General features: G+C 75.3%; 22 protein-coding genes. 11 read left to right on the top strand and 11 right to left on the bottom strand.

Going from position 1 to position 23,794, the window contains the following annotated elements; translation table 11 throughout:
- Positions 1-62 precede the first annotated feature (62 nt).
- Positions 63-1,682, top strand: a complete 1,620-nt coding sequence (gene groL, locus ACZ5NJ_RS25600) for a chaperonin GroEL (RefSeq protein ID WP_045950713.1) — start codon at positions 63-65, stop codon at positions 1,680-1,682.
- A gap of 93 nt (positions 1,683-1,775) precedes the next feature.
- Here groL and ACZ5NJ_RS25595 read toward each other — a convergent pair whose 3' ends face one another.
- Together ACZ5NJ_RS25595 and ACZ5NJ_RS25590 are read right to left on the bottom strand one after the other, a co-directional pair.
- A complete protein-coding gene (locus ACZ5NJ_RS25595; RefSeq protein WP_468767535.1) occupies positions 1,776-2,354 on the bottom strand; it encodes a Uma2 family endonuclease in 579 nt (192 codons plus the stop codon).
- Between the two features lie 59 nt (positions 2,355-2,413).
- Positions 2,414-3,310 carry a hypothetical protein gene (locus tag ACZ5NJ_RS25590; protein WP_468767534.1) on the bottom strand — a complete coding sequence of 299 codons (897 nt, stop codon included), beginning with the start codon at positions 3,308-3,310 and terminating at the stop codon, positions 2,414-2,416.
- A gap of 262 nt (positions 3,311-3,572) precedes the next feature.
- Here ACZ5NJ_RS25590 and ACZ5NJ_RS25585 point away from each other — a divergent pair, with 262 nt between their 5' ends.
- The 3 genes from ACZ5NJ_RS25585 (at position 3,573) to ACZ5NJ_RS25575 (ending at position 6,115) form a co-directional block, all read left to right on the top strand.
- Positions 3,573-4,199, top strand: coding sequence for a phosphoribosylanthranilate isomerase (locus tag ACZ5NJ_RS25585; RefSeq protein WP_468767533.1), 627 nt, complete (start codon positions 3,573-3,575; stop codon positions 4,197-4,199).
- A gap of 42 nt (positions 4,200-4,241) precedes the next feature.
- Complete coding sequence (locus tag ACZ5NJ_RS25580) at positions 4,242-4,982, top strand: beta-glucanase (RefSeq protein ID WP_468767532.1); 741 nt, start codon at positions 4,242-4,244, stop codon at positions 4,980-4,982.
- A gap of 77 nt (positions 4,983-5,059) precedes the next feature.
- Positions 5,060-6,115 (top strand): hypothetical protein, encoded by a 1,056-nt coding sequence (locus ACZ5NJ_RS25575; RefSeq protein WP_468767531.1) that lies wholly within the window; start codon positions 5,060-5,062, stop codon positions 6,113-6,115.
- Positions 6,116-6,161: 46 nt separating this feature from the next.
- On the opposite strand, the gene ACZ5NJ_RS25570 is transcribed toward ACZ5NJ_RS25575, so the two are convergent.
- Positions 6,162-6,500, bottom strand: a complete 339-nt coding sequence (locus ACZ5NJ_RS25570; RefSeq protein WP_468767530.1) for a protease inhibitor I9 family protein — start codon at positions 6,498-6,500, stop codon at positions 6,162-6,164.
- A gap of 398 nt (positions 6,501-6,898) precedes the next feature.
- Between ACZ5NJ_RS25570 and ACZ5NJ_RS25565 the strand changes: the two genes are divergently transcribed.
- The gene (locus ACZ5NJ_RS25565; RefSeq protein ID WP_468767529.1) at positions 6,899-8,080 is read left to right on the top strand and encodes a S8 family peptidase; all 1,182 of its coding nucleotides are present in this window, start codon (positions 6,899-6,901) and stop codon (positions 8,078-8,080) included.
- A gap of 49 nt (positions 8,081-8,129) precedes the next feature.
- On the opposite strand, the gene ACZ5NJ_RS25560 is transcribed toward ACZ5NJ_RS25565, so the two are convergent.
- Together ACZ5NJ_RS25560 and murQ are read right to left on the bottom strand one after the other, a co-directional pair.
- Complete coding sequence (locus ACZ5NJ_RS25560; protein WP_468767528.1) at positions 8,130-9,608, bottom strand: PTS transporter subunit EIIC; 1,479 nt, start codon at positions 9,606-9,608, stop codon at positions 8,130-8,132.
- Between the two features lie 30 nt (positions 9,609-9,638).
- A complete protein-coding gene (gene murQ, locus ACZ5NJ_RS25555; RefSeq protein ID WP_468767527.1) occupies positions 9,639-10,562 on the bottom strand; it encodes an N-acetylmuramic acid 6-phosphate etherase in 924 nt (307 codons plus the stop codon).
- 161 nt (positions 10,563-10,723) lie between these two features.
- Between murQ and ACZ5NJ_RS25550 the strand changes: the two genes are divergently transcribed.
- On the top strand, positions 10,724-11,107 hold the full coding sequence (locus tag ACZ5NJ_RS25550; RefSeq protein WP_468767526.1) for a hypothetical protein: 384 nt from the start codon (positions 10,724-10,726) through the stop codon (positions 11,105-11,107).
- Positions 11,108-11,114: 7 nt separating this feature from the next.
- The gene (locus ACZ5NJ_RS25545; RefSeq protein ID WP_468767525.1) at positions 11,115-11,384 is read left to right on the top strand and encodes a DUF4031 domain-containing protein; all 270 of its coding nucleotides are present in this window, start codon (positions 11,115-11,117) and stop codon (positions 11,382-11,384) included.
- 56 nt (positions 11,385-11,440) lie between these two features.
- On the opposite strand, the gene ACZ5NJ_RS25540 is transcribed toward ACZ5NJ_RS25545, so the two are convergent.
- A complete protein-coding gene (locus tag ACZ5NJ_RS25540; protein WP_468767647.1) occupies positions 11,441-12,664 on the bottom strand; it encodes a Cmx/CmrA family chloramphenicol efflux MFS transporter in 1,224 nt (407 codons plus the stop codon).
- 88 nt (positions 12,665-12,752) lie between these two features.
- Complete coding sequence (locus tag ACZ5NJ_RS25535) at positions 12,753-13,388, bottom strand: HD domain-containing protein (protein ID WP_468767524.1); 636 nt, start codon at positions 13,386-13,388, stop codon at positions 12,753-12,755.
- Positions 13,389-13,496: 108 nt separating this feature from the next.
- Between ACZ5NJ_RS25535 and ACZ5NJ_RS25530 the strand changes: the two genes are divergently transcribed.
- The gene (locus tag ACZ5NJ_RS25530; protein ID WP_468767523.1) at positions 13,497-14,183 is read left to right on the top strand and encodes a copper homeostasis protein CutC; all 687 of its coding nucleotides are present in this window, start codon (positions 13,497-13,499) and stop codon (positions 14,181-14,183) included.
- A gap of 5 nt (positions 14,184-14,188) precedes the next feature.
- Here the strand turns inward: ACZ5NJ_RS25530 and ACZ5NJ_RS25525 are convergent, their stop codons facing one another.
- Positions 14,189-16,171, bottom strand: coding sequence for a HelD family protein (locus tag ACZ5NJ_RS25525; RefSeq protein WP_468767646.1), 1,983 nt, complete (start codon positions 16,169-16,171; stop codon positions 14,189-14,191).
- A 407-nt stretch (positions 16,172-16,578) separates the two neighbouring features.
- Here ACZ5NJ_RS25525 and ACZ5NJ_RS25520 point away from each other — a divergent pair, with 407 nt between their 5' ends.
- Both ACZ5NJ_RS25520 and ACZ5NJ_RS25515 read left to right on the top strand, forming a co-directional pair.
- Complete coding sequence (locus ACZ5NJ_RS25520) at positions 16,579-16,764, top strand: hypothetical protein (RefSeq protein WP_468767522.1); 186 nt, start codon at positions 16,579-16,581, stop codon at positions 16,762-16,764.
- 90 nt (positions 16,765-16,854) lie between these two features.
- On the top strand, positions 16,855-17,709 hold the full coding sequence (locus ACZ5NJ_RS25515; protein WP_468767521.1) for a glycosyltransferase 87 family protein: 855 nt from the start codon (positions 16,855-16,857) through the stop codon (positions 17,707-17,709).
- Here the strand turns inward: ACZ5NJ_RS25515 and ACZ5NJ_RS25510 are convergent.
- From ACZ5NJ_RS25510 to ACZ5NJ_RS25500, 3 genes are all read right to left on the bottom strand, one after another.
- Entirely contained in the window at positions 17,675-19,318 is a 1,644-nt protein-coding gene (locus ACZ5NJ_RS25510) for a DNA repair helicase XPB (protein ID WP_468767520.1), read from the bottom strand. The two genes, ACZ5NJ_RS25515 and ACZ5NJ_RS25510, sit on opposite strands and share 35 nt — an antisense overlap.
- Before the next feature lie 100 nt (positions 19,319-19,418).
- Positions 19,419-20,018 carry a DUF4291 domain-containing protein gene (locus ACZ5NJ_RS25505; protein ID WP_468767519.1) on the bottom strand — a complete coding sequence of 200 codons (600 nt, stop codon included), beginning with the start codon at positions 20,016-20,018 and terminating at the stop codon, positions 19,419-19,421.
- Between the two features lie 61 nt (positions 20,019-20,079).
- Positions 20,080-22,479, bottom strand: coding sequence for a helicase-associated domain-containing protein (locus ACZ5NJ_RS25500; RefSeq protein ID WP_468767645.1), 2,400 nt, complete (start codon positions 22,477-22,479; stop codon positions 20,080-20,082).
- Positions 22,480-22,760: 281 nt separating this feature from the next.
- On the opposite strand from ACZ5NJ_RS25500, the gene ACZ5NJ_RS25495 reads away from it, so the two are divergent.
- Entirely contained in the window at positions 22,761-23,771 is a 1,011-nt protein-coding gene (locus ACZ5NJ_RS25495; RefSeq protein ID WP_468767518.1) for a hypothetical protein, read from the top strand.
- The last annotated feature ends 23 nt before the right edge of the window (positions 23,772-23,794 follow it).

Below are 23,794 nucleotides of genomic sequence, written 5' to 3'. Positions count from 1 at the left end.
CCGTCCGTCGCGGGCGCGGGCGCGGTCCGGAGCAATCCACCCCTCCTGGAGGACCACTTCAGATGGCCAAGATCATTTCGTTCAACGAGGAGGCCCGGCGCGGCCTTGAGCGTGGCATGAACCAGCTCGCCGACGCCGTCAAGGTCACCCTTGGCCCCAAGGGTCGCAACGTCGTCCTTGAGAAGAAGTGGGGTGCGCCCACGATCACCAACGACGGCGTCTCCATCGCCAAGGAGATCGAGCTCGAGGACCCGTACGAGAAGATCGGCGCCGAGCTGGTCAAGGAAGTCGCCAAGAAGACGGACGACGTCGCCGGCGACGGTACGACCACCGCCACCGTCCTCGCCCAGGCGCTCGTCCGCGAGGGTCTGCGCAACGTGGCCGCCGGTGCCAACCCGATGGCGCTCAAGCGCGGTATCGAGAAGGCCGTCGAGGCCGTCTCCGCCGCCCTGCTCGCGCAGGCCAAGGATGTCGAGACCAAGGAGCAGATCGCTTCCACGGCCTCCATCTCCGCCGCCGACACCCAGATCGGCGAGCTCATCGCCGAGGCGATGGACAAGGTCGGCAAGGAAGGCGTCATCACCGTCGAGGAGTCCCAGACCTTCGGTCTGGAGCTTGAGCTCACCGAGGGCATGCGCTTCGACAAGGGCTACATCTCGGCGTACTTCGCCACCGACATGGAGCGTATGGAGGCGTCCCTCGACGACCCGTACATCCTGATCGTCAACTCCAAGATCGGCTCGGTCAAGGACCTGCTGCCGCTCCTGGAGAAGGTCATGCAGTCCGGCAAGCCGCTGCTGATCATCGCCGAGGACGTCGAGGGCGAGGCCCTGTCGACCCTGGTCGTCAACAAGATCCGCGGCACCTTCAAGTCCGTCGCCGTCAAGGCCCCGGGCTTCGGCGACCGCCGCAAGGCCATGCTCGGCGACATCGCCATCCTCACGGGCGGCACGGTCATCTCCGAGGAGGTCGGCCTCAAGCTGGAGAACGCCGGTCTCGACCTGCTCGGCCGCGCCCGCAAGGTCGTCATCACCAAGGACGAGACCACCATCGTCGACGGTGCCGGTGACAGCGACCAGGTCCAGGGCCGCGTCAACCAGATCCGCGCCGAGATCGAGAACTCCGACTCGGACTACGACCGCGAGAAGCTCCAGGAGCGCCTCGCGAAGCTGGCCGGCGGCGTGGCCGTCATCAAGGCCGGTGCCGCGACCGAGGTCGAGCTCAAGGAGCGCAAGCACCGCATCGAGGACGCCGTCCGCAACGCCAAGGCGGCCGTCGAAGAGGGCATCGTCGCCGGCGGTGGCGTGGCCCTGCTCCAGGCCTCCTCGGTCTTCGAGAAGCTGGAGCTCACCGGTGACGAGGCGACCGGCGCCAACGCCGTGAAGCTCGCGCTGGAGGCCCCGCTCAAGCAGATCGCCGTCAACGGTGGCCTTGAGGGTGGCGTCGTCGTGGAGAAGGTGCGCAACCTGGCCGTCGGCCACGGTCTGAACGCCGCCACGGGCGAGTACGTCGACATGATCGCCGAGGGCATCATCGACCCGGCGAAGGTCACGCGCTCCGCGCTGCAGAACGCCGCGTCCATCGCCGCGCTCTTCCTGACCACCGAGGCCGTCATCGCCGACAAGCCGGAGAAGGCCGCCGCCGCTCCGGGCGGCATGCCGGGCGGTGACATGGACTTCTGATCGGCCCCGCGCTGATCGGCTGTTCTCGAACGAGGGCGGCACCCCTTCCGGGCGGAGGGGGTGCCGCCCTCGGGCGTTTGCGGGGGCGGGGGGTCAGTGGGCGTAGTCCCTGAGCGCCTCGGTGGCGAGGGAGAACCCGACCGGCTGGGGAAGGGCGAGGGTTCCGCCGTAGGGGCAGGACTCCCGCCGACGGTAGCGTCCGTCTTCCGGCTTGCTGTAGACCGTGACGGTGTCGCAGTCGCGGTCGATCAGCAGGAACACGGGGATGCCCGCCTGCGCGTAACCGTCACGCTTCTCCCGCCTGTCGCGGGCCTCGGTGTCGTGGTCGTGCGACGTGACCTCGACGGTCATCAGCACCCCTGCGGGATCGGACCACTCGCCGTGCCCGGCGAAGTGCCGTTGCGGGGCGAGTGCACCATCGGGCCGGGCGCGGCCGTTGCGGTACTGCTCGGTGCGGAGCCCGCGCTCGCGGTACAGGCGCAGGTCGGGGCGGTGTGCCATGCACTGGTCCGCGACCCACATGATGATCTCGTCGTGGTCGCCGTCGGGCACCGACTTGACCTCCAGCTTTCCGTTGATGAATTCGAGCGTGACCGTCTCGGGTGCGCGGCGGGCCAGTGTCTCGAAGTCCGTCAGGGACATCTGGGCGTGCGCGGCGGTGCTGGGGGTCATGGGGTCGCCTCCTCGACTCCATGGTGCCCGTGTTCGGCGCCGGTGGAGCGGCGGACTGGTCATCGGCGGTTCCCTTCGCGGATGCGGGTCGCGTGGGCGCGGACCTCGGCCGGGGTGAGGGGCGGGGTGAAGACCGGCGGGCGGGGGTCTTCGGGGCGGCAGGCGCGGCAGCGGCCGTCGGTGAAGGCTGCGGGCGGGCCGGGCGCGCGGCATTCGGTGCACTCGGCGCGGGCCGGGGGTGGGGCTGCCGGGGCGGGGGCGGGTGGTGCGGCGGGGAGTTTGGACTCCAGGCGCTTGCGGAGCAGGGCCGCCGGGTGGTGGACGACCGGCGGCAGGCCGGCGGTCAGGGCGAGCCGGATGCGGTCGGGGGTGGCGCCCCGGGCCAGCCAGGGTACGAGGAGCGGGGCGAGGGCCGTGCAGTCGGCCTTGGAGAGCGCGAGGGCGGGGGCGGCGCGGCCGAGCGAGGCGAGGATGCCGTACGCGTCGGGGCGGACGTCCGCGTCGGCGTCGGCGTCGGCGGCGGGGGCCGGGGCCGGGGCCGGGGGTACCTGTGCGGGTGGCGGCGGGGCGGTCGGTGCGGGGGCATCCCTCTGGGTGAACCGGGCCCACCAGGCGCCGTCGCGGGGCGTGCGGGAGAAGAAGGTGCGGGTGACCCACCGGGTGGTCTCGCCGGGCAGCCGCTGCCGGACCCGGTGCAGGTGCCCGGCGGTGGCCAGCCGGTTGAGGGCGGTGCGCAGGGCGCACTGGCCCCACAGGGGCAGGACGGCGGCGAGGGTCTTCACGCTGATGTCGGCGCCGTCCGGCAGCCGGTCGACGTACCCGGCGACGGCCGCCTCCCGGGCCGGGAGGTGCGCGAAGTCGCGGGCGGTGCGGGGTGCCTGCTCCGGTGCGGTGATTTTGCCGTAGCCGGGCTTGGCGAGGGGGTGCGGGGCAGCACTAAGCTGAACGTCATCCATGGGGATCGATGTTTCCGATCTCTTTTGGTCAGGCCCTCGTTCGGTGTTGGCGCACCGGCGGGGGCCGATTTTCGTTTCCAGCCGCAAGGTAGGGCTTCATGCCCCTGTGTGGCAAGCCGGTCACGGATCGTCATCACGGCTGGTATGGGCGGCGGTTGGGGAGGGTGGTGGGTGGTGGTGGGCTCCGCCCACCACCCTTTCCACAGACAGAGCGCTCGGACCCTCGGGACTTGAGCTCCGGGCGGGGTGGTTGACTGGCGGTATGAGCGACGGGAAGAGCGTGTTCGTCAAGATCTGCGGGCTCAAGGCGCCCGAGGACGTCGACGTGGCGGTGGAGGCGGGCGCCCACGCCGTCGGGTTCGTGCTCGCGCCGAACAGCCCCCGTACCGTCGGCGGCGCGCGGGCGCGCGAGCTCGCCGCGCGGGTGCCGGAGCGGGTGCTCACCGTCGGGGTGTTCCGGGGGCAGTCCCTGGAGGAGGTGCGCCGGCTCACCGAGGAGAGCGGCGTGCGCGGGGTGCAGCTCCACGGCGACGAGGGCCCCGAGTTCTACGACGCGCTGCGCGCGCCCGGCCGGACCCTGCTGCGGGCCACCGCCGAACACGTGGCGCGCTGCGGGGAGTACGGCGAGGACCTGCTGCTGATCGACGCCCCCGACCCCGGCTCCGGCAAGCCCTGGAACTGGGGATCCGCGCAGTTCACGGCCCCGGAGGGGCGCTGGCTGCTGGCCGGCGGGCTCGGCCCGGCCAACGTCCGCGAGGCCGTCCGGGCCACCGGCGCCTGGGGCGTGGACGTCTCCAGCGGCGTCGAGCGCGAGCGCGGGGTGAAGTCCCCGGAGCTCATCCGGGCCTTCATCGACGCCGCCACGCAATCATACGATTACTCTGAGTGAGAACATGGGGGTGGCGGCCCGTACGGCGGGCAGGACACTCCCATGGAATCGGACCACCCCGGATGGCTGCGCCGCCTGACCCGCCGCCTCCTCCCCGCGGCCGGCGGCGGGGGCCTGCCGGTGTTCACGCCGCGCGGCGCCCCCGTCTTCACCGCCGACTTCGCCTCCCCCGCCCAGTGGGTGGCCGGCCGCTCCTGGGCCTATCCCGACGGCGGCCCGGTCAACCCGGGCGACAACAAGCTCGACCACCTCGTCACCGACCCCGCCTACAGCCGCGGCGGCACTTTCCGGGCGACCCGCCGCCCCGACGGCAACTGGGACACCGGACTGCTCACGACGGAGGGCAGCGACCAGGGGTTCACCGTCCGCACCGGTGACGTCCTGGAGGCCCGGGTCCGCCTGCCCACCGAGACCGGAGCCTGGCCCGCGATCTGGACCTGGCGCGACGGCGGCCAGGAGATCGACGTCTTCGAGTACCACCCCGACAACCCGGACCTGCTGGAACTGTCCAACCACGTCCGCGAGGCCCACCGCTACTACCGCGACCCCACCATCCGGCCCGGGGCCTGGGTCGACCTCAGGATCGAGTTCGGCAAACGGTCGGTGGTCTGGTGGGTCAACGGGTCCCGCGCCTTCTCCGACGGGCGGGGCGTGGGGCGCGGCTGGCGCGCGTACCTCATCGTCAACCTGTCCGTCTCCGCGGGCCGGTACCACCCGGCGCCGGGGCCGGAGCAGACGGAGATGTCGTACGAGGTGTCGGAGCTGCGCGTCTATCGGGCCTAGGCACCCCGGTCCGGGGTCCGGGCCGGCCCGTCCGGCTCCCCGGGCGGCGGTCGGCCCGGCCGCCGATAATGGGTGCCGTGGACTCGCCGCACAGGTCGACCCGGGCGAAGGCCACGGCCCGCCCGACGGGGTCCGGCCTGGCGTTCTGGCCGTTCGGCGTACGGACGGCCGTGGTGCTGGTGCCCGTCCTGCTGGCTGTCCTGGCCGTGGCCTGGGGTGTCGGGCGGACCGCGCTGGGCCTGGCGTCCGTGCCCGCCGGATGGGCGCTGCTGGTCATCGTCGCGCTGAGTCTGCTGCCCGTCCTGCTGGTGGTGCTCAGCGGGCTCGCGCCGGGCGGGACGGGGGTCGAACCGGCCGCCGTGAAGGCCGCCCTGACGGCGGCGGCCGCGTCCCGGCGCGGCCTGGCGGTCCCCCGCAACGTGGTCCCCGAACGGGGCGTCACCCCGGCCGGCTCCGGTGCGGCCGAGGCCGTCACCTCGCTGCGGGGCCTGCGCGGGGCCGAGGTGGTGGTCGTCGACCTGGAGGACGGCCACGCCTGGTGGGAGCACCGGCTGCTGCTCCTGTGCGCCGCGGCCGCCCGGCTCGCCCGGCCCGCGGTGGTCGTCTTCACCGCCCAGCGGCAGGGCCGGCCCGGCCGGTTCGTGGGCTGGGCGGCCCCGGCCGACCTGCTGCGGTGCCTCCAGGACGCCGACCCGGGGCTGCGCAAGGCCTGCCTGGAGGCCTCCGGTCAGGCCGCCGGGGTGCGTCTCGCCGAGGCGTCGGGGCCGGGGCCGTCGGCGCGGCTGATGAAGGAGCTCGGGCTGGAGGGCATGCGCCGCCTGACCCACCCGCCGCCCCGCGAGGCCCTCCACCCGTTCCTGGAGGAACAACTGCTGGCCCGGTGCGTGGACCGGTTCGACGGTTCGCCCGACGAGATCGACGTGACCCGCCTCCAGCAGTTGTTCACCCCTGTCCTGCACACGCGGGCGCTGGAGCACGACGACGAGGACGCGGCCTGGCTCCGCGCGGCCCTGCGCGACGAGGGCGACCACATCGCCTTCACCGAAGCGGGCCGCTACACGGGCATCCTTCCGTCCGCAGCCGTGGCCCGGGCGGCGCTGCTCGCCCTGCTCCCGCCGGACCCGGGGACGTAGGGGAGCGCAAGGGCCGTGCCGCCGGGGCTCGGGGGCCGGGGCCGCGTCAGGCGGGTCCCGCCGAACCGTCGGCCTCCACCGCCAGGACGCCCGGCAGCGCGGCCACGTCGGCGACCTGCTCCGGGCTGAGCCGGGCCGCGAAGCCGTTCAGCGCGTGGTGGAAGTAGCGGTCGGGGCGTACGCCGCCGACCTGCGCGGCGACGGCGGCCGGATCGACACCCCGGCGCACGGTGACGATGTACGAGGGCCAGTCGGCCGGAGCGGTCCGCGATGCGGCGGCAGCGGGGGCGGGTGCGGTGGCGGCGGCGGACAGGGGCGGGACGGCGGCGACGGCGGCCAGGACGGCGACGGTCACGGACAGGGCTCGGCTCACACGGGCGGTCATGCGGCGAGGCCATCACGCAGACGGGGGCCGGTCAACGACGTCCCGGGGTGTGGCGGGGGCACGGGGCGTCCCGCACGCGCGCTCCCCGAAGTGGTGGCGGGCCGTACGGGTGGTCTCGCCGCCCGGCCCGTGACCCGGCGGCCGGCACGGCGGGCGCGGCGGGCGGCCGCGGGCCCCGGCGCCCCAAGGCGGCGGCTCCCCGGCGGTGCGGGCGGCGCCGTCCCGCGGCACGGCCGCACGGCGACTGGGCCGGGCGGGTGCCCGGCGGTCAAGCCGCGCCGGCCCGCCGCCCGATGGAAGGGAGGGCAGCCGTCCCGCCCGGAGGATCCCCCGCGCGGGAGCGGCCCGCTCGTGCCGACCGTCGCCGTCCCCGCCCCCGCTTCCAGGGAGTCTCCTCCATGCGCCTGCTCGTCCGCCTGGCCGCCGCCGCCCTCCTCACCGCCACCCCGGTCACGGCCGGCACGGCCGTGGCCGCCGGCCCCGAACCGACCCCCGTACCGCTGTACACCGCGGCGGACGCCGTGCCCGGCCGGTACATCGTGACCCTGGAGAAGGGGGTGGACGCGGCCAAGGCGGCGCAGAAGCTGGGCCTCAAGCCCTCGTTCGTCTACACCTCGGCGATGAACGGCTTCGCGGTCCCGATGACCGCGGCCCAGCTGGCGGCCGTGCGCAGCAGCGCGGGGGTGAAGTCGGTGGAGCAGGACGGGCGGGTGGCGTCCGTGCCGGTGCCGTCCGCGCCCGCGGGGGTGCGGGCACCGGCCGCGTCGTGGGGCCTGGACCGGATCGACCAGCGGCGGCTGCCCCTCGACAACGACTTCACCACCGGGGGCAACGGCGCCGGGGTGACCGCGTACGTCCTGGACACGGGCATCGACTACGAGCACCCCGAGTTCGGCGGCCGGGCCGTACCGGGCTTCGACGCGATCGGAGACGGACGCAACGGCCTGGACTGCCAGGGCCACGGCACGCACGTGGCGGGCACGGTGGCGGGTGCGACGTACGGGGTGGCGCGCAAGGCGAACCTGGTCAGCGTCCGGGTCCTCGGCTGCGACGGCAGGGGCGCCTGGTCGGGCATCATCGCGGGCATGGACTGGGTGGCGCAGAACGCCCGGCAGCCGGCCGTGCTGAACGCCTCGCTGGGCGGCGACCGGTCGGAGGCGGTGAACGCGGCCGCCACCGCGCTGTCCGACGCGGGCGTCCTGCCGGTCGTCGCGGCGGGCAACTCCGCGGCGGACGCCTGCAACGTCTCGCCCGCCTCGGCCCCGCGCGTGACGACGGTCGGGGCGACCGACCGGTGGGACCAGGAGACGAGCTTCTCCAACTACGGGCCCTGCCTGAGCCTTTACGCCCCCGGCCAGGACATCGTCTCGGCGAAGCTCGGCGGCGGCAGCGTCGCCCTGAACGGTACGTCGATGGCCGCACCGCACGTCGCCGGTGTCGCCGCCCTCTACAAGGCGGCGCACCCGAAGGCGGACCCGGCGGAGGTCCGCGGGTACCTGGAGGCCGCGTCCACCAAGGACGTCCTGAGCAGCCTCGGCAACGGCAGCCCGAACCGGCTGCTCTTCACCGGCGGGCTGTGACCGCCCGGACCGTCGGACCGGACGGGCAGCGACCCGTCCGGTCCGGGGGTCAGGGTCGGGCCAGTGCCGGTTCCCCGGCGCTCTGGCCGGGGGCGGCCGGCCCCGCCGGTTCGGGCGCGGCGTTCAGCTCGTCGAGCATCGCGCGGGTGAAACCGAAGAAGTACGTCGCGGCGAACCCCGTCACATAGCCCGTGAGCAGGCCGCCCGCATAGACGGCGAGGGCCGCGGCCATCCCCCGCGTGCCCTCCAGCAGGGGGAACAGGGCCCAGCCGGAGGGGCCGATGGCGGTGGAGCCGAAGGCGACGCCCAGCTGGTGGAACAGGCCGATGAACGCCCCGCCCGCCGCGCCGCCGACGCAGGCGGTGACGAACGGGCGGCCCAGCGGCAGCGAGACCCCGTAGATCAGCGGCTCGCCGACGCCCAGCAGGCCGGCCGGGAGCGCGGAGCGGATCGTCGCGCGCAGGGACGGGTTGCGGGGGAGGCGGCAGTAGACGGCCAGGGCCGCGCCGACCTGGCCGGCGCCCGCCATCGCGAGGATGGGGAGGAGGACGGTGTAGCCGGTCTGGTCGATGAGGGTGGTGTGGAGCGGGATCAGGGCCTGGTGCAGGCCGAGCATCACCAGCGGGAGGAACAGGCCGCCCAGGACCATCCCGGCGAAGGCGCCGCCGGTGGCGAGGAGCCGGTCGGCGAAGGTGCCGATGCCGGAGGAGACGGCCCCCGCGACGAACATCAGCCCGTAGAGGGTGACCAGGCCGGGGACGAGCACGGTGAGGGTCGGGGTCACCAGTACGTCGAGGGCCTCGGGGACCCGGCGCCGGCACCAGCGCTCCACGCGGACGGCGAGCAGGGCGGCGGCGAGGGCGCCGAGGACCCCGCCCTGGCCGGGGGAGAGGTGCTGCCCGAAGGCGTCGATCTTCGCGACGCCCGGGAAGACGATGACGGCCGCGACCGCCCCGCCGAGGACGGGCGTGCCGCCGAACTCCTTGGCGGTGTTGTGGCCGACGAACACGGCGATCAGGGACATGAACCCGGAGCCGATCGCGGTTAGCGCCGGGACCAGGGCGGGGACCCAGCCGAGGTTGGCGAGGAGCCCGCCCAGGCCGGCGATGATCCCGCAGCCGATGAGGGCGGGGATCAGCGGGACGAAGACGTTCGCGATCCGGCGCAGGAACAGCTTGAAGGGGGTGGCGTTGCGGGCCTTGCGGGCGTCCTTGAGGGCCGCGCCCCGGGCTGCCAGCGCCTCCGCCGTGACGGGCGGCGCCGTACGGGCTTCGGCGACGAGGGCCTCGAACGCGGGAGTGACGCGGGCGACGGCGCCCGGCCCGAGCACGATCTGGCAGGTGGCGGCGTCCTCCACCACGCCGAGGACCCCGGGGACGGCCCGCAGGGCGGCTTCGTCGACGAGGGAGCGGTCGTGCAGGCCGATCCGCAGGCGGGTCATGCAGTGCGCGATCGAGCCGATGTTGTCCGGGCCGCCGACCAGGGGCAGGATCGCGGCGGCGGTGGCGCGGTTCTTGTCTGTGGACATGCGGTCGCCTTGCTGTGGGGGGCCGGGGTGTCAGCGGGCGGCGGCGAGCGCCTCGCGCAGGTGGCCCCGCGCGGCGGTGAGGAGGGCGGCGGCGGTGGGGCCGTCGACCCCGCCGAGGAGGACCAGGACGGCGTCCTTGACCTCGCCGCCGGTGGCGGTGAGCGCGGCCTCGATCTCCGCGTCGGGTGCGCCGGTGGCCAGGGCGAGGATGCGGCGGGAGCGGGCGCGCAGCTTCTCGTTGGTGGCGCGGACGTCGACCATGAGGTTCCCGTACGTCTTGCCGAGGCGGATCATCGTCACCGTCGAGATCAGGTTCAGTACGAGTTTCTGCGCGGTGCCGGCCTTCAGGCGGGTGGAGCCGGTGAGCAGTTCGGGGCCGACGACCACCTCGATGCCGTGGTCGGCGGCCGCGGCGAGGGCGGAGCCGGCGTTGCAGGACAGTCCTACGGTGAGCGCGCCGCGGGTGCGGGCGTACTCGACGGCGCCGACCGCGTAGGGGGTGCGGCCGGAGGCGGAGACGCCGACGACGGTGTCCTCGGTGGTCAGCGCGAGGGCGGTGAGGTCCTCGGCGGCCAGTTCCCGGGAGTCCTCGGCGCCTTCGACGGCCTGGAGGACGGCGCTCGGGCCGCCCGCGATCAGGCCGACGACCTGCCGGGGGTCGGTGTTGAAGGTGGGCGGGCATTCGCTGGCGTCCAGGACGCCGAGCCGGCCGGCGGTGCCGGCGCCCGCGTAGACGAGCCGGCCGCCGCGGGCCATCCGTGCGGCGATGGCGTCGACGGCGGCGGCGATCGGCTCCAGCTGCGCGGCGACGGCGGCCGGGACGGTGGCGTCCTCGGCGTTCATCAGCCGGACGATCTCCACGGTCGGGAGCCGGTCGATCTCGGCCAGCTCGGGGCGGAAGGCCTCGGTGGTGAGGGTGTCGAGCTGGGCGCGGAGGTCGGGGTGCGCGGTCATGGGCGGCTCCTGCGGGCGGGCGGTGGCTCGGCGGGCCGGGGCTTCCCGGCTTCCCGGTGGGAGCCATGGTGGCACCGGCGGCGACCGGGGGCCGGTGCGCCGGGCCGGGCGGGCGAGGCATCCCCTCCCCTTTTGCGGGGGTGAGGGTCCAGAATGACCCCATGGACCACGCGACCCCCCTGGAACAGGCGCTGCATGTCGCCCGTGCACTGGTTCTCGCCGATCTCGCCGCCGGTGAGGTCGCCGATGCCGATGTCGTCTCCCTCGTCGAGGACTCGGTCACGCACCGCCGGTGGTGGGTGGAGCAGTGGCCGGAGGGGGTCGACTACCTCGCCGGACTCGTCGCGCAGGACGTGAAGGACGCCCTGCTGGAGAAGTACGGGCGCTGGCCGCTGTGTCCGGTGTGCGGGCAGGGGGAGCCGCACGCGCTGGACGTGGAGCCGGAGCTGGGTCCCGATCCGCACTGGGTGTGCTCGGAGGCCGGGGTGAAGGTGGCGGCGGTGGGCGGTCTCGGCCCCGTCTTCCACCCGGGCCCGGGCCGGTGAGCCGCCGGTGACGGTGTACATCGACCCGCCGGTCTGGCCGGGGCACGGGCGGATGTGGTCGCACATGGTCAGTGACGTCTCCTACGAGGAGCTGCACGCCTTCGCGGCGGCCATCGGCTGTCCGCCGCGGGCGTTCGAGCGGGACCACTACGACGTGCCGTCGCACCGGTACGCGGACGCGGTGGGGGCGGGGGCGGTGGAGATCGGCAGCAAGGAGCTGGTCCGTCGCCTGACCGAGGCGGGCCTTCGCCGCCCGAAGGGCCGCCCGGCGGCGTAGGCCGCGGCCGCGTAGGCCGCGCGGCGGACCCGGGCCGGCCGCGCGGCGGAGCCGGGCTAGCAGGACGCCGGCTGGGCCTCGGACGGGGCCGGGGCGGCGCCCGAGCCGGTGACGACGCGGGTCGTGTCGGTGCCCGAGCGGCGGTCGAGGCGGAGGGCGACGACCGTCAGGGCGAGCGCGGTGACGGTCATCGCCGCCCCCGCCCACGCCGTCGCGGCGTAGCCGTGGCCCGCGTCGATCACGGCGCCGCCCAGCCACGGGCCGCCGGTGTTGCCGAGGTTGAACGCGGCGGTGGTGGTGGCCCCCGCGAGGGTCGGCGCGGCGCCGGCGAGGTTGAACATGCGGGCGTTGAGCGCCGGGGCGGTGAAGAACGCCGAGACGCCGAGCAGGAAGGACAGGGCGACGGCCGCCACCTGGACCGAGGCCAGCAGGGCCAGGGCCGTGAGGAAGCCGGTGGAGGCGGTGATGCCCCAGACCATCACCCCGAAGAGGCGGCCGTCGGCGATCCGCCCGCCCACCGTGGTGCCGACCAGCGCGCCGACGCCGAAGAGGGCCAGGACCCACGGCACCCACGCCGCGTCCAGTCCGGCCACGTCGGTGAGCAGCGGCGACAGGTAGCTGAAGGTGCAGAACACGCCGCCCGCGGCGAGGGCGGTGACGGCCACGGCCAGCCACACCTGCCGTTCGCCGTAGAGGGTGATCTCGCGCCGCAGGCGGGGCTTCTCGGCGGGCAGCGGGATCTTGGGGATGAGCGCCAGGATGCCCGCGAGGGCGAGCGCGGAGGCGGCGCCGACCGACCAGAACGCGGAGCGCCAGCCGAACTGCTCGCCGAGGAAGGCGCCGGCGGGCACGCCGAGGACGTTGGCGATGGACAGGCCGCCGATCATGACGGACATGGCGCGGGCGCGCTGGTCCCGGTCGACCATGGCGATGGCGACGGCCGCGCCGACGGCCCAGAACCCGGCGCAGGCGAGGGCGGAGACCACGCGGGAGGCGAAGAGGAATCCGTACGAGGGGGCCAGCGCGCCCGCGACCTGTCCGAGCCCGAAGAGACTGATGAGCGCGATGAGGGTGGTGCGGCGCGGGAGGCGCAGGGTGGCGACGGCCAGCAGCGGCGCTCCGACGACCATGCCGATCGCGAAGGCGGATATCAGCAGGCCCGCCCGCGGGATGGAGACGTGCATGTCCTCGGCGATGGGCGGCAGGAGCCCGGACAGCATGAACTCGCTGGTGCCGAGCGCGAAGACGGACAGGCCGAGGACGTAGACGGCGACGGGCATGCGGGACGGGGCGTTCGCTGAGGCTGGGGACATGTCTTTCCCGAACCGGGACGGAGCGGGTCGCATTCCCGGCGCGGCGCCCGGTACGTCAGGTCAGGGCGGCGAGCTCGGCGGCGAGGTTGCGGCGGGCGGGGGCCTCCCAGTGGGCGGCGCCGTACGGGGTGCGGAAGAGGCGGGGCAGGCCGAGGAGCTGGCGCAGCACGGCGGCGCGGCCGGTGCGGAAGGCCTCGTCGGGGACGAAGGCGTACTCGGCGCGGACGGCGGCGGCGTAGGCGGCGTACGCGCCGGGGTCGTCGGGGTGGCCCGCGAGGACGGCGAGGTCGGCGTCGCAGAGGGCTTCGCCGTTGGTGTCGCCGGGGGCGGGGTCGTGGGTGACGGTGAGCCGGACCAGGCGGGCGACCTCGGCGGTGCGGGCGGCGTCGATGCCGAGCTCGGGGAGGGCGCGCTCGGCGAGGGCGGCGCTGCGCTCCTCGTTCTCGGAGCGGTCGGGGCGGTAGACGGCGTCGTGGAACCAGGCGGCGAGCTCGACGGCGGCGGGGTCGGCGGCGTGCGGGGCGAGGACGTCGATCCGCGCGAGGACGTCGGCCAGGTGGGCGGTGGTGTGGTAGCGGCGCTGGGGCTCGGCCCAGGCGGCGAGGAGGCGGTCGGCGTAGGGGGCGGGGTCCCGGTCGGCCCCCGCGGCGGCGGTGGTGGCGGCCCAGCGGCTGCGCAGCGCGGTGTCCATGCGGACATTGTGCGGGGTGGCCTGATGGTGCTGGTGGCGGGTGGGCCGGGCCCGTACCCTGATATTGGACTAGACCTATTTTCCCTATGTTCCGAAGGATGGGATCACATGAGCAACCGTGCGCTCCTGGAGGTGATCGCTCTCGACGTGGAGGACGCGGTCGCCGCCCAGGCGGGTGGGGCGGACCGACTCGAACTGGTCACCGACATGGCCGCCGACGGGCTCACCCCGTCGCGCGAGACCTTCGCGGCGATCCGTTCCTCGGTCGACATCCCGCTGCGCGTGATGCTCCGTCTGACGGACGGGTTCGCGGCGGGCGACGTCGCAGGGCTGGCCAGGGCGGCGCGGGAGCTCCGGGCGGAGGGGGCGCGGGAGTTCGTCCTCGGGTTCCTGCACCCGGACGGCAGCCCCGACCTGGCCGCGGTCGAGGCGGTACTGGCGGAGCTGGACGGCTGCCGCTGGACCTTCCACCGGGCCATCGACCGCGCGGCGGACCGGGACGGGCTGCGCAAGGCGCTGGCCGACCTGCCGGGGCTGGACACGTACCTGACGGCCGGCTCGGCCGCCGGGGTCCCGGAGGGGCTCCCGGTCCTGCTGGCGGAGGCCGCGCGGCGGGGCGAGCCGGGGTACGGGCCGCGGATCCTGGTCGGAGGCGGGCTGGCGCTGTCGCACGTACCGGTGCTGAGGGCCGCCGGTATCGACGGCTTCCACATCGGCGGCGCGGCCCGTCCCTCGGGGTGGGGCCGCCCGGTCTCCGCGGCGGCGGTCGCCCAGTGGCGCGCGGCGGTGGGGTAGCGCGTTCACCCGGCCAGGGCCGCCGGGAGGGGGGCGGCGTGGAGGGCCGTGAGGCCCGAGACGGCTCGGGTGAGGCAGACGTACAGGCGGCGCAGCCCCGTCCGCTCGTCCGGCTCGCCGTCCACGACCGCCGCCGGCTCGTCCAGCACCACGTAGTCGTACTCCAGGCCCTTGGCGAGGGACGCCGGCACCAGCGTGAGGCGCGACTGCGCCGTCGTCTCCTCGCCCGGCGCCAGGTACGCCAGCCCCGCCGCGTCCAGCGCCTCCGCCAGCACCGGGATCCGCGCGTCGGCCGCGATCAGCCCGATCGAGCCCTCGTGCGCGAGGAAGGCCCGGCACGCGGCGAGCACGTCGTCCGTCAGGGAGTCCGCCGACGAGGGCGTCACCAGCAGCGACCCCGGCGTCTCACGCACCGAGGACACCGGCGCCAGCCCCGGCGAGATCTCCGGCAGCAGCCGCGACGCGTACGCGATCACCTCGCGCGGCACGCGGAAGCCCGCCGTCAGCTCCTCCAGCACCGCCTCCGGCTTCCCCAGGTGCCCCAGCGCCTCAGCCCAGCTGCGCGTGGCCCACGGGGTGGTGCCCTGCGCGAGGTCGCCCAGGACCGTCGCCGAACCCGTCGTGCAGCGCCGCCCCACCGCCCGGTACTGCATCGGGGACAGGTCCTGCGCCTCGTCGACGACGACGTGCCCGAGCGAGTGCGTCCGCTCCACCAGGTCCGCGGCCTCGTCGATCAGCACCAGGTCCGCCGCCGACCACTTCGCCGACTTCACGCTGCGGAACGGCTTCGGCCACAGCAGCAGCTTCTGCTCCTCCTGCGTCAGGACCCCCTCGGCGTGCTCCGCCAGGAACTCCGGGTCCGACAGCAGCCGCAGCACCAGCTTCGCCGGCTCGATCTGCGGCCAGACCGCCTTGACCGCCGCCTTCACCGCCGGGTTGCGGGCCACCGCGTCCTGCACCCGGTCGTCGGGGGCCTCGCCCGCCTGCTCCATGCGGACGAGGACGGCGTGCGCGATCCGCTGCGGCAGCGCGTCGCGGGCGGCGCCGTAGCGGATGTCGCGGTTCTGGAGCTCGGTGACGATCTCCTCCAGCTCGTACGCCGGCACCCGCCAGCGGCGCGAGCCGCGGACCACCATCAGGGGCTCGGCGGGCGCCGTGACGTGCGAGCGGACCGCACGGCGCAGCACCTGCGCCATCCGGGCGTCGCCCTTGACCACGGCGGTCGCGGCGGCGTCGGCGGCGCGCACCTCCAGACCCGGGCGGGCGACGAGGTCGTCGACGGTGGCCTGCTGGACCTCCAGCTCGCCCAGGGCCGGCAGGACCTGCTCGATGTAGTGCAGGAAGGAACGGTTCGGCCCGATGACCAGCGTGCCGGTGCGGGCGAGCCGCTCGCGGTGCGCGTACAGCAGGTACGCGACCCGGTGCAGGCCGACGGCCGTCTTCCCGGTGCCGGGACCGCCCTGCACGCACACCGAACCGGACAGGCCGGAGCGGACGATCTCGTCCTGCTCGGGCTGGATCGTGGCGACGATGTCGCGCATCGGGCCGACGCGCGGACGCTCGATCTCCTGCTGGAGCAGCTTGCTGACGGCCGCCGCCTCCGCCGGGTCGGAGAGGTGCTCGTCCTCGTAGGCGGTGAGCTCGCCGCCGGTGTAGCCGAAGCGGCGGCGCAGGGCGATGTCCTGTGGGTCCGCCTTGGAGGCGCGGTAGAACGGCTGGGAGACGGGCGCGCGCCAGTCGATGACCATCGGGTCGCCGTCGGCGTCGTGGACGTGGCGGCGGCCGATGTAGAACTGCTCGCCGCCCGCGCCCTCGGCGAGGTCGGCGCCCGGGGCGTGGAGGTAGTCGAGGCGGCCGAAGAACAGCGGGGTGTGCGCGAGGTCGGCCAGCGCCTTGATCCGGTCGTCGATCTGCGCCTGGAGGACGACGGCGTTGACCCAGTTCGCGGTGACGTCGCGGATGTCGAGCGCCTCGACGTCCTCGCGCATCGCGCGCAGGGCGGCCCGGGAGGCGGCCAGGTGGGCGCGCTCGCGGCCGAGGAGATCGACGGTGTCGGGCGTGGTGTCGGGGGCGTGCGCGGGCACGGGACGGCCTCCAGCGGCTTCGGTGCGGAACGGAAACCCACCGGTTGCCGTGCGGTGGGGGGCTCTCCCCGTTACGGCGGTGGGAGGCGGCAAGAGCGGCGATTGTAGTCAGCGGGCGCGGGCGGCGCGAATGGATTTACGGGACGGAGGTCCCGGCGGCTCGGTACCCCCGAACGGGTGTCATACCCGGGGGTGTCAGACCTTCGGCAGAGCCCTGGGGGAGGCCATGGGACGTGAGGAGGACCCGGGGGCCCGTGAGGTTGGCTCTCCAGACCGATGTGCGGGACCGGCGGAGAACGCACCATGGATGCATGAGCACCGCAACCTTCACCCCGATCCAGGGCGGCCGCCCTCGCGGCGCCACCGCCACCGCCTCCCACCACCCCCGCCACCGCGTCGGCGACGCCCTGCGCGCCGTGAAGGTCTTCGCGGCCGCCGTCGTGAGCGTCGCCGTCCTCGGCGAGTACTCCGAGGACGCGGGCGTCATACGCCGCTGACCACACCGGCGGGCACGCCGCTGACCTGCGGCCCCGACGCGTGGCCTGATCCCGGCGGAGGCCGTGCGTTGATCCACTAGGGTCACGCGCGTGACCCGCAGCCCCGCTCCCGACCGCTCGCCGTCGCCCCTCGCCGGCCTGCCGGTCACAGGGGCGCTGCTCGCCCTCGGCGTCCTGTGCGTGGCCCTGCGCGTCCCGGCCGCCGACGCCGTCCTCAGCGGCTTCTCCGCCGCCGACTGGCACCCGCCCGCCGGCTATCCGCCGTTCGCCGCGATCCTGTTCACGCCCGCCGCCTGGCTGCCGGCCGGTGTGCTGAAGGCCGTCCTCGTCCTCGGGAGCGGCGGCCTGCTCGCCCTGCTGGTCCTGCTCTCCTGCCGCCTCGCCGGGGTACGGGCCCGGCCGGGCCCCGTCCTGGCCGCCACCATCGCCGGGCTGTGGCTGGAGCCCCTGTTCCAGAGCCCGCTGCCCGGCCAGATCAACCTGGCCCTGGCCTGCCTGGCCCTGTGGGACCTGGGTCGGCCGCGCGCCGCGCTCGGCAAGGGCTTCGCGCTGGGCACCGCCGCCGGGATCACCCTCACCCCGGCGGTGTTCGTCCCGTACCTGCTGCTCACCGGGCGGGTCCGGGCCGGACTGACCGCCCTGGCCGGCTTCACCGGCACCGCCCTGCTCGGCGCGCTGGTCCTGCCGGAGGCATCCGCCGACTTCTGGACCCACCGCCCGCCCGCGGCCGGCGGGGCCCCGCTGCTGCACTGGGAGCACCTGTGGGTGTGGGCCGTCCCGCCGCTCACAGCCCTCGCGGCCAGGGCGGCGGCCGCCCTCCGCGGCCGCCGCCACCGCGCGCCGGCGGCCCGGATCCCCGCCCCGAGGTCACCCCTGGGACGGTCGGCGGCGGCACCGGACACCGGCCGGGTCAGTCACCCGCCAGCAGCTCGTCGGCGTCCATGATCCGGTAGGCGTAGCCCTGTTCCGCCAGGAAGCGCTGGCGGTGGGCGGCGAAGTCCTGGTCGATCGTGTCGCGCGCCACGACCGAGTAGAACCGGGCCTCGTGCCCGTCCGCCTTCGGCCGCAGCACCCGGCCCAGGCGCTGCGCCTCCTCCTGCCGGGACCCGAAGGTGCCCGACACCTGGATGGCGACGGTGGCCTCGGGCAGGTCGATGGAGAAGTTCGCGACCTTCGACACGACCAGCACGTTGATCTCGCCCTCGCGGAAGGCGTCGAAGAGCTTCTCGCGCTGCGCGTTGGAGGTCTCGCCCTTGATGACCGGCGCGTCCAGGTGCTCGCCCAGCTCGTCGAGCTGGTCGATGTACTGCCCGATGACCAGCGTCTGCTCGCCCTGGTGCTTGCGCACCAGCGCCTCGGTGACCTTCCGCTTCGTCGCGGTGGTCGCGCAGAAGCGGTACTTCTCCTCCGTCTCGGCCGTCGCGTACGCCAGCCGCTCCGACTCGGTGAGGTTGACCCGCACCTCGACGCAGTCGGCGGGCGCGATGTAGCCCTGCGCCTCGATCTCCTTCCACGGCGCGTCGAACCGCTTCGGCCCGATCAGCGAGAACACGTCCGACTCCCGGCCGTCCTCGCGCACCAGCGTCGCCGTCAGCCCCAGCCGGCGACGGGCCTGGAGGTCTGCGGTGAACTTGAAGACGGGCGCCGGCAGCAGGTGCACCTCGTCGTAGAGGATCAGCCCCCAGTCCCGCGAGTCGAACAGCTCCAGGTGCGGATAGACGCCCTTCCGCTTGGTGGTGAGGACCTGGTAGGTGGCGATCGTGACGGGACGGATCTCCTTGCGCGTCCCCGAGTACTCGCCGATCTCCTCCTCCGTCAGCGAGGTCCGCTTCACCAGCTCGTGCTTCCACTGCCGCGCGGAGACCGTGTTCGTCACCAGGATCAGCGTGGTCGCCTTGGCCTTCGCCATCGCCCCGGCCCCGACCAGCGTCTTGCCCGCGCCACAGGGCAGCACGACCACCCCGGACCCGCCGTGCCAGAACCCCTCGACGGCCTGCGCCTGGTACGGTCGCAGCGCCCAGCCGTTCTCCTCCAGCTCGATCGGGTGCGCCTCGCCGTCCACGTACCCGGCGAGGTCCTCGGCCGGCCAGCCCAGCTTGAGCAGCGTCTGCTTGATCTGCCCGCGCTCCGACGGGTGCACGGCCACCGTGTCGGCGTCGAGCCGCGCCCCGACCAGCGGGGTGATCCGCTTCGAGCGCAGGATCTCCTCCAGCACGGGCCGGTCCGTGCTGGTCAGCACCAGCCCGTGGACGGGGTGCTTGGAGAGGGTGAGCCGCCCGTAGCGGGCCATCGTCTCGGCCACGTCGACGAGCAGCGCGTGCGGGACGGGATAGCGGGAGAACTCCACGAGCGCGTCGACGACCTGCTCGGCGTCGTGGCCGGCGGCCCGCGCGTTCCACAGCCCCAGCGGGGTGATCCGGTACGTGTGGATGTGCTCGGGCGCCCGCTCCAGTTCGGCGAAGGGCGCGATGGCCCGGCGCGCGGCACCGGCGAGCTCGTGGTCGACCTCCAGGAGGAGGGTTTTGTCGCTCTGGACGATGAGAGGCCCGTTCACGCCTGGTCCCTTTCCGGCGGGGTGGCGGCCGCCCGGGCGCGGGCGGCCAAACCTCCAGTCTGCCGTACCGCCGGGGATCCGCGGGTCCCGCGCCGGTCGCCTACGCCCCGAGGTGGGGCAGCGGGCCCGACGGGTACGGGGTCTCCACCGGGAGCAGGGCGCGGGCCGCGTCGGTGTCGCCGGCGCGCAGCAGGCCGTGGATCTCGCGGACCAGCGGGGTGACGTCGCGGATGGCGACCGTCCATTCGTCGGCGTAGGCCCGCGACGCCGGGCCCGACAGGCCCAGCTGGAGGGACCGGTGGGGCAGCGGGTTCAGGTGCGGGTCGCGCTCGGGGTCCCACTGGACGCGGACCGGGGAGCGGGACAGGGTCCTCTTCCAGGTCGCGCGGTCGGTGTGCACGCCCGGTGCGTAGTGCGACAGGCAGGCCTGCGCCAGGGCCCCGTCGAAGCCCTCGCGGCTGATCTCGACGGCCAGCACCGTCTCCTGGCCCTCCTTCGCGGCCCAGCCGCAGCGGTACATCATCCACAGGAACGAGGGCTTGATCCACGTCATCCGCTCCCGCTTCCACGCGGGCGGGAAGCGGCCGTCGCGGGCCGCCGGCAGGCCGAGGGCGGGGGAGTACGCCTGGTACACCGTCAGGGTGGTGGCGGTGTGCGCGGCGCGGATCTGGCGCGTGGGGGTCTGCCCGGTTTCCTGCATGCGGTCAGGGTGCGGCGCGCGCACCCCGTCCCGCCAGCCGTTTTTCCTCTGCGAGGCGCCGCTAGACCTGGTCCTCCGCCAGTTCCGCCACGCCCGTGATCCGGTGCAGGGCGTACGTGCGGACCTCGTCGGCCGTGTGGTCGTAGCCGGTGACGAAGCCGCCCTCCACCCGCACCGGGGCGATGACCCGCTGGCTCGCCCCGCCCTCGGCGTTGACGTACCCGATCCACACCGCCGACCCGGTCAGCGCGGCCGCCTGCACGGTCGCCAGGGTCTCCGCCGCGCTGGTGCGCGGCAGCTCGCCCGGCGCCGGCGCGGCCGACGGCCCGGCCGGCTCCTTGCGGACCGCCGTCGCCGCCAGGTCGCCCGCGCGGACCGCCCGTACCGCCGCGCCCAGCAGGGTCGCGTCCGGCACCGGCGGCCCGTCCGGGACCGGCACCGGCGCCGTGCGCTCCGGGGTGCGGTACGCGGCCGCCCGCGCCACCAGCACGTCACCCGTACGGGACTCCGCCGCCGGGGCGTAGCCCATGGCCCGCAGCCCGTCGAGCAGCGCGCCCGGTTCGGCCTGCGCCGCCAGCACCGTCGGGGCGAGCCGGCGCAGCCCCAGGCCCGCCGAGCGCTTGTCGGCCAGGATCTCGCCGAGCATGGCGTCGTCGTCGCAGCGCACGTACGAGGAGGCCGCGCCCACGCGCAGGTGCCCGTGCCGCCGGGCCACGTCGTCGATCAGGTACGCCAGCGGCTGCGGCACCGGGGTGCGGCTGTGCTCGGCGAGGAAGGCGTGCAGGTCGGAGGCGGTCTGCCCGGAGTCCAGGGCCCGGCGCACCGAACCCGGGGTGAACCGGTACACCGTCGCCCCGCCCTTGGACTCCACGTCGGCCAGCACGGCCAGGACGTCGCCCAGCGGGCGGCGCAGCGGCCCGGGCGCCACCGCCGTCAGGTCGGCCTGGAGCAGGACGTGGTCCACCGGCTCCGGCAGCAGCGGTGCCAGCAGCGGTGCCGGGTCGCGGCCCTCCAGCAGGGCCCGGCCGAACGCGCTGAGCGCGCCCCGGCCGGTGACGCCCAGTACCTCCGCGTCGTGCAGGGTCCAGTGCGCGAGGCGGGCCCGCAGGTCGCTCGTACCGCGCTCCGGGCGCTCCCACGCGAGCCGGTCCAGCAGCGCGTCCGGGTCGGGGGCGCCGCCCTCGGGGAGGGCGGCGAGGAGGGTGAGGACCCGGCGGCGCACCTCGGGCGCGGGCGAACGGTCCAGGTCGGGGCCGAGCGCCGACAGGGTGCGGCCCTTGGCGTCCTGTTCGCCGACCATCCCGGCGGTGCGGGTGGCGGCCAGCCAGGCCGAGGCCAGCTCCGACCAGCGGGCGGCGGGCGGCAGTTCGCACCAGTCGTCGAAGGCGGGGGTGGGCGCGTACCGCTCGTCGGGCTCGCCGTCGCTGGCCAGCAGCCCGGCGGCGTAGGCGAGTTCGATCCAGAACGCGGCCGCCTGCTCGGTGGTGTCCAGGACGGACGCCGCCCGCTTGAGGTCGCGTACGGCCAGCCCGCCGGCCCGCAGCACCAACGGGCCGGTGTGTTCCCAGGACTTCACCAGTTCCTCGACCGTGGCCAGCGCGGCGAGCGCCTGCCCGGCGGCGTTGGCGTCCACAAGCTGTGGACGGTGCTCGCGGTGCACGCCGACTGGCGGCGGGACCGGCTCGGTCCGCCGGTGCGCCAGCCCGCCCCGCAGGTGCAGGGCCACTTCGCGGGGCAGTACGACGGTGCGCGCGGAGGCCGGCAGCAGCAGCCCGCGGTCGCGCAGCCAGCGCACCGGCGGCGCCGGGTTCGGGGTCACCTCCCCGTACGGCGGCCCCCACACGAGCCGCCCCAGCACCTGGTGCGCCTCCGCCGGGGCCTGGTCCAGCAGCGCCGACATCCGCACCGGGTCGGTGAACAGCCCGGTGAGGGCGGCCACCGCCGAGACGGGGTCATGGGTGGCCGGCAGCCCGGCGGCCGCGACGATCTCCTGGATCCGGGTCGGGGACATCCCCGCCGTGGCCTCGGCGACGGTCGGGCCGAGCCCGGTCGGGGAGGGCCGCTGCGCGGAGGGGGCGAGCAGTTCCCGGGCGGTGCGGACCAGGCGCAGCCGTTCGTCGTCGCCCCACACCAGGGCCTGGTCGCGCAGGGTGCCCAGGGCGCGGGGGAGGGCCTCGCGGGCCGCGCGCGCCGTGCCGCCTTCCGTGCCCTCGCCGCCGGTGCCGCCGCCGGTGCCGGTGAGGAGTTCCTCCAGCACCGGGTACGGGCACGGGTCGGGGGCGACCGCGAGGGCCTCGGCCGTCTGGAGCGCGAACCGGTCGAGGCGGTCCAGGGCGCGGACCACGGAGGCCCGGGTGCCGGCGCGGGTGGCCAGCTGCGTGATGTCGCCGGGGACCGGGTTCAGCAGGTCGGGGCGGGCGTGCAGCAGTGCGGCGAGCGCGGCGTCGTCGCGGGCGCGCAGTGCCTCGGCGAGGGAGCGGGCGGGCTGGGGGGCGGGGCCGCCGGGCGCGGGACCGGCGGGGGCTTCCGCGCCGGCGTCCGCGCGGCCGTCCGCGTGGCCGTCCGCGCGGCCGTCCGCGCCGCCTTCGGTGATGCCTTCCGCGGCGCTTCCCTGTGGACTTCCCTCGGGCACGGTGCTCGCCTCCTGGTCACGTCGGCCGGTCGTCGGCCGGTCCCCATCCGGGCAACGGTATCCGTTGCGCCGACGGCAGCTCCACGCGTGCACGCGCTACCTTCTGGGGCGTGGGGATCGAGAGCGACCATCTGGTCTACGCATACCTGAGCCGGGTCGGGGACTTGGCGCAGCAGCGGCAGCTGTCGTCGGGGGACCGGATGCGGCTCGTGTCGGGGCTGCGCGACGAGATCGACCGGCGGCGGGCACGGTTCGAGCCGGAGACGCCGGAGGCGGTACGGGCCGTCCTGCGGCGGCTCGGCACGCCGGAGGAGGTCCTGGAGGAGGCGGCGCGGCGCGGCGCGGCGGAGGCCGCCCCCGCTCCCGTCCCCGAGCCGCCGGTCGCGGTGCCGCAGCAGCGCGGGAACCGGCGGCGGGCCGGCGCGAAGCCCGCTTCGGCCCCGGAGCCGCGGAACGTGCCGCCGCACCTGGCGGGGCTGGACGAGCTCGGCGGGTCCTCCGCGGACGGCGAACCCGACTGGTGGCGGCTGCCGTCGACCGGGCGCGGGCCGCAGGTCGAGGGGTTCGCGGGCGGGATCGAGATCCCGGAGCTGCTGGGCCTGCCGGGGGAGGAGGAGGCCGGAGCGGGGGCCGCCGAGCCGCCCGGGGCGCCCTCGGCCGGCGGGGCCGGTGGTGGTCTGCTGCGCCACCTGCGGCAGCGGCGCGAGCGGCGGGCGCAGGCGGGGGCGCAGGACCCCGCGCGGAAGGACGCCGCCGCCAAGGCCGCCGGGCCGGCCAAGGGATCGCGCCCCCGCCCGCACGGCTTCCTCCTGCTGGCGGCGGTGCTGCTGGCGGTGGGGGCGCTCACCGGGTACTGGCTGCTGCTCGGGGCGGGCGCGCTGCTGGCGTACGCGTCGCGCGTGCTCGGGCCGCTGGAGCGCAAGTGGGTGGTCCTCGGCGTGCCCGCCGGGGTGTTCACCGCGGGGGTGCTGTGGCTGTGGGGCCGGAGCACGGGCCGCTGGGGCGAGGCGCTGGCGGCCGCGCAGGTGGGGCCGGCCTTCCAGTCGATGTGGCCCGCCCTGGCCCGTGCGGCGGGCGCCGCCCTGGCGGTCTACCTGATGTGGCGCGGCCGGCGGAGGTGAAAAGGCAAACGGGTGCCCGCAAA

This window comes from Streptomyces sp. NPDC032091 (genome assembly GCF_055580265.1).
The sequence above is the reverse complement of the archived record's forward strand: the minus strand, read 5'-3'. Positions and strand labels throughout refer to the sequence as shown.

Bases quoted from the DNA above. Each gene is read 5' to 3' on its own strand.
- ACZ5NJ_RS25590 (WP_468767534.1), bottom strand. From the start codon at position 3,310: ATGGATGACGTTCAGCTTAGTGCTGCCCCGCACCCCCTCGCCAAGCCC.
- ACZ5NJ_RS25540 (WP_468767647.1), bottom strand. From the start codon at position 12,664: ATGCCCGTCGCCGTCTACGTCCTCGGCCTGTCCGTCTTCGCGCTCGGC.
- ACZ5NJ_RS25550 (WP_468767526.1), top strand. From the start codon at position 10,724: ATGGACCACGCGACCCCCCTGGAACAGGCGCTGCATGTCGCCCGTGCA.
- ACZ5NJ_RS25530 (WP_468767523.1), top strand. From the start codon at position 13,497: ATGAGCAACCGTGCGCTCCTGGAGGTGATCGCTCTCGACGTGGAGGAC.
- murQ (WP_468767527.1), bottom strand. From the start codon at position 10,562: ATGACCGCGCACCCCGACCTCCGCGCCCAGCTCGACACCCTCACCACC.
- ACZ5NJ_RS25505 (WP_468767519.1), bottom strand. From the start codon at position 20,018: ATGCAGGAAACCGGGCAGACCCCCACGCGCCAGATCCGCGCCGCGCAC.
- ACZ5NJ_RS25535 (WP_468767524.1), bottom strand. From the start codon at position 13,388: ATGGACACCGCGCTGCGCAGCCGCTGGGCCGCCACCACCGCCGCCGCG.
- ACZ5NJ_RS25595 (WP_468767535.1), bottom strand. From the start codon at position 2,354: ATGACCCCCAGCACCGCCGCGCACGCCCAGATGTCCCTGACGGACTTC.
- ACZ5NJ_RS25585 (WP_468767533.1), top strand. From the start codon at position 3,573: ATGAGCGACGGGAAGAGCGTGTTCGTCAAGATCTGCGGGCTCAAGGCG.
- ACZ5NJ_RS25580 (WP_468767532.1), top strand. From the start codon at position 4,242: ATGGAATCGGACCACCCCGGATGGCTGCGCCGCCTGACCCGCCGCCTC.
- ACZ5NJ_RS25565 (WP_468767529.1), top strand. From the start codon at position 6,899: ATGCGCCTGCTCGTCCGCCTGGCCGCCGCCGCCCTCCTCACCGCCACC.
- ACZ5NJ_RS25570 (WP_468767530.1), bottom strand. From the start codon at position 6,500: ATGACCGCCCGTGTGAGCCGAGCCCTGTCCGTGACCGTCGCCGTCCTG.
- ACZ5NJ_RS25520 (WP_468767522.1), top strand. From the start codon at position 16,579: ATGAGCACCGCAACCTTCACCCCGATCCAGGGCGGCCGCCCTCGCGGC.
- ACZ5NJ_RS25560 (WP_468767528.1), bottom strand. From the start codon at position 9,608: ATGTCCACAGACAAGAACCGCGCCACCGCCGCCGCGATCCTGCCCCTG.
- ACZ5NJ_RS25525 (WP_468767646.1), bottom strand. From the start codon at position 16,171: ATGCGCGAGGACGTCGAGGCGCTCGACATCCGCGACGTCACCGCGAAC.
- groL (WP_045950713.1), top strand. From the start codon at position 63: ATGGCCAAGATCATTTCGTTCAACGAGGAGGCCCGGCGCGGCCTTGAG.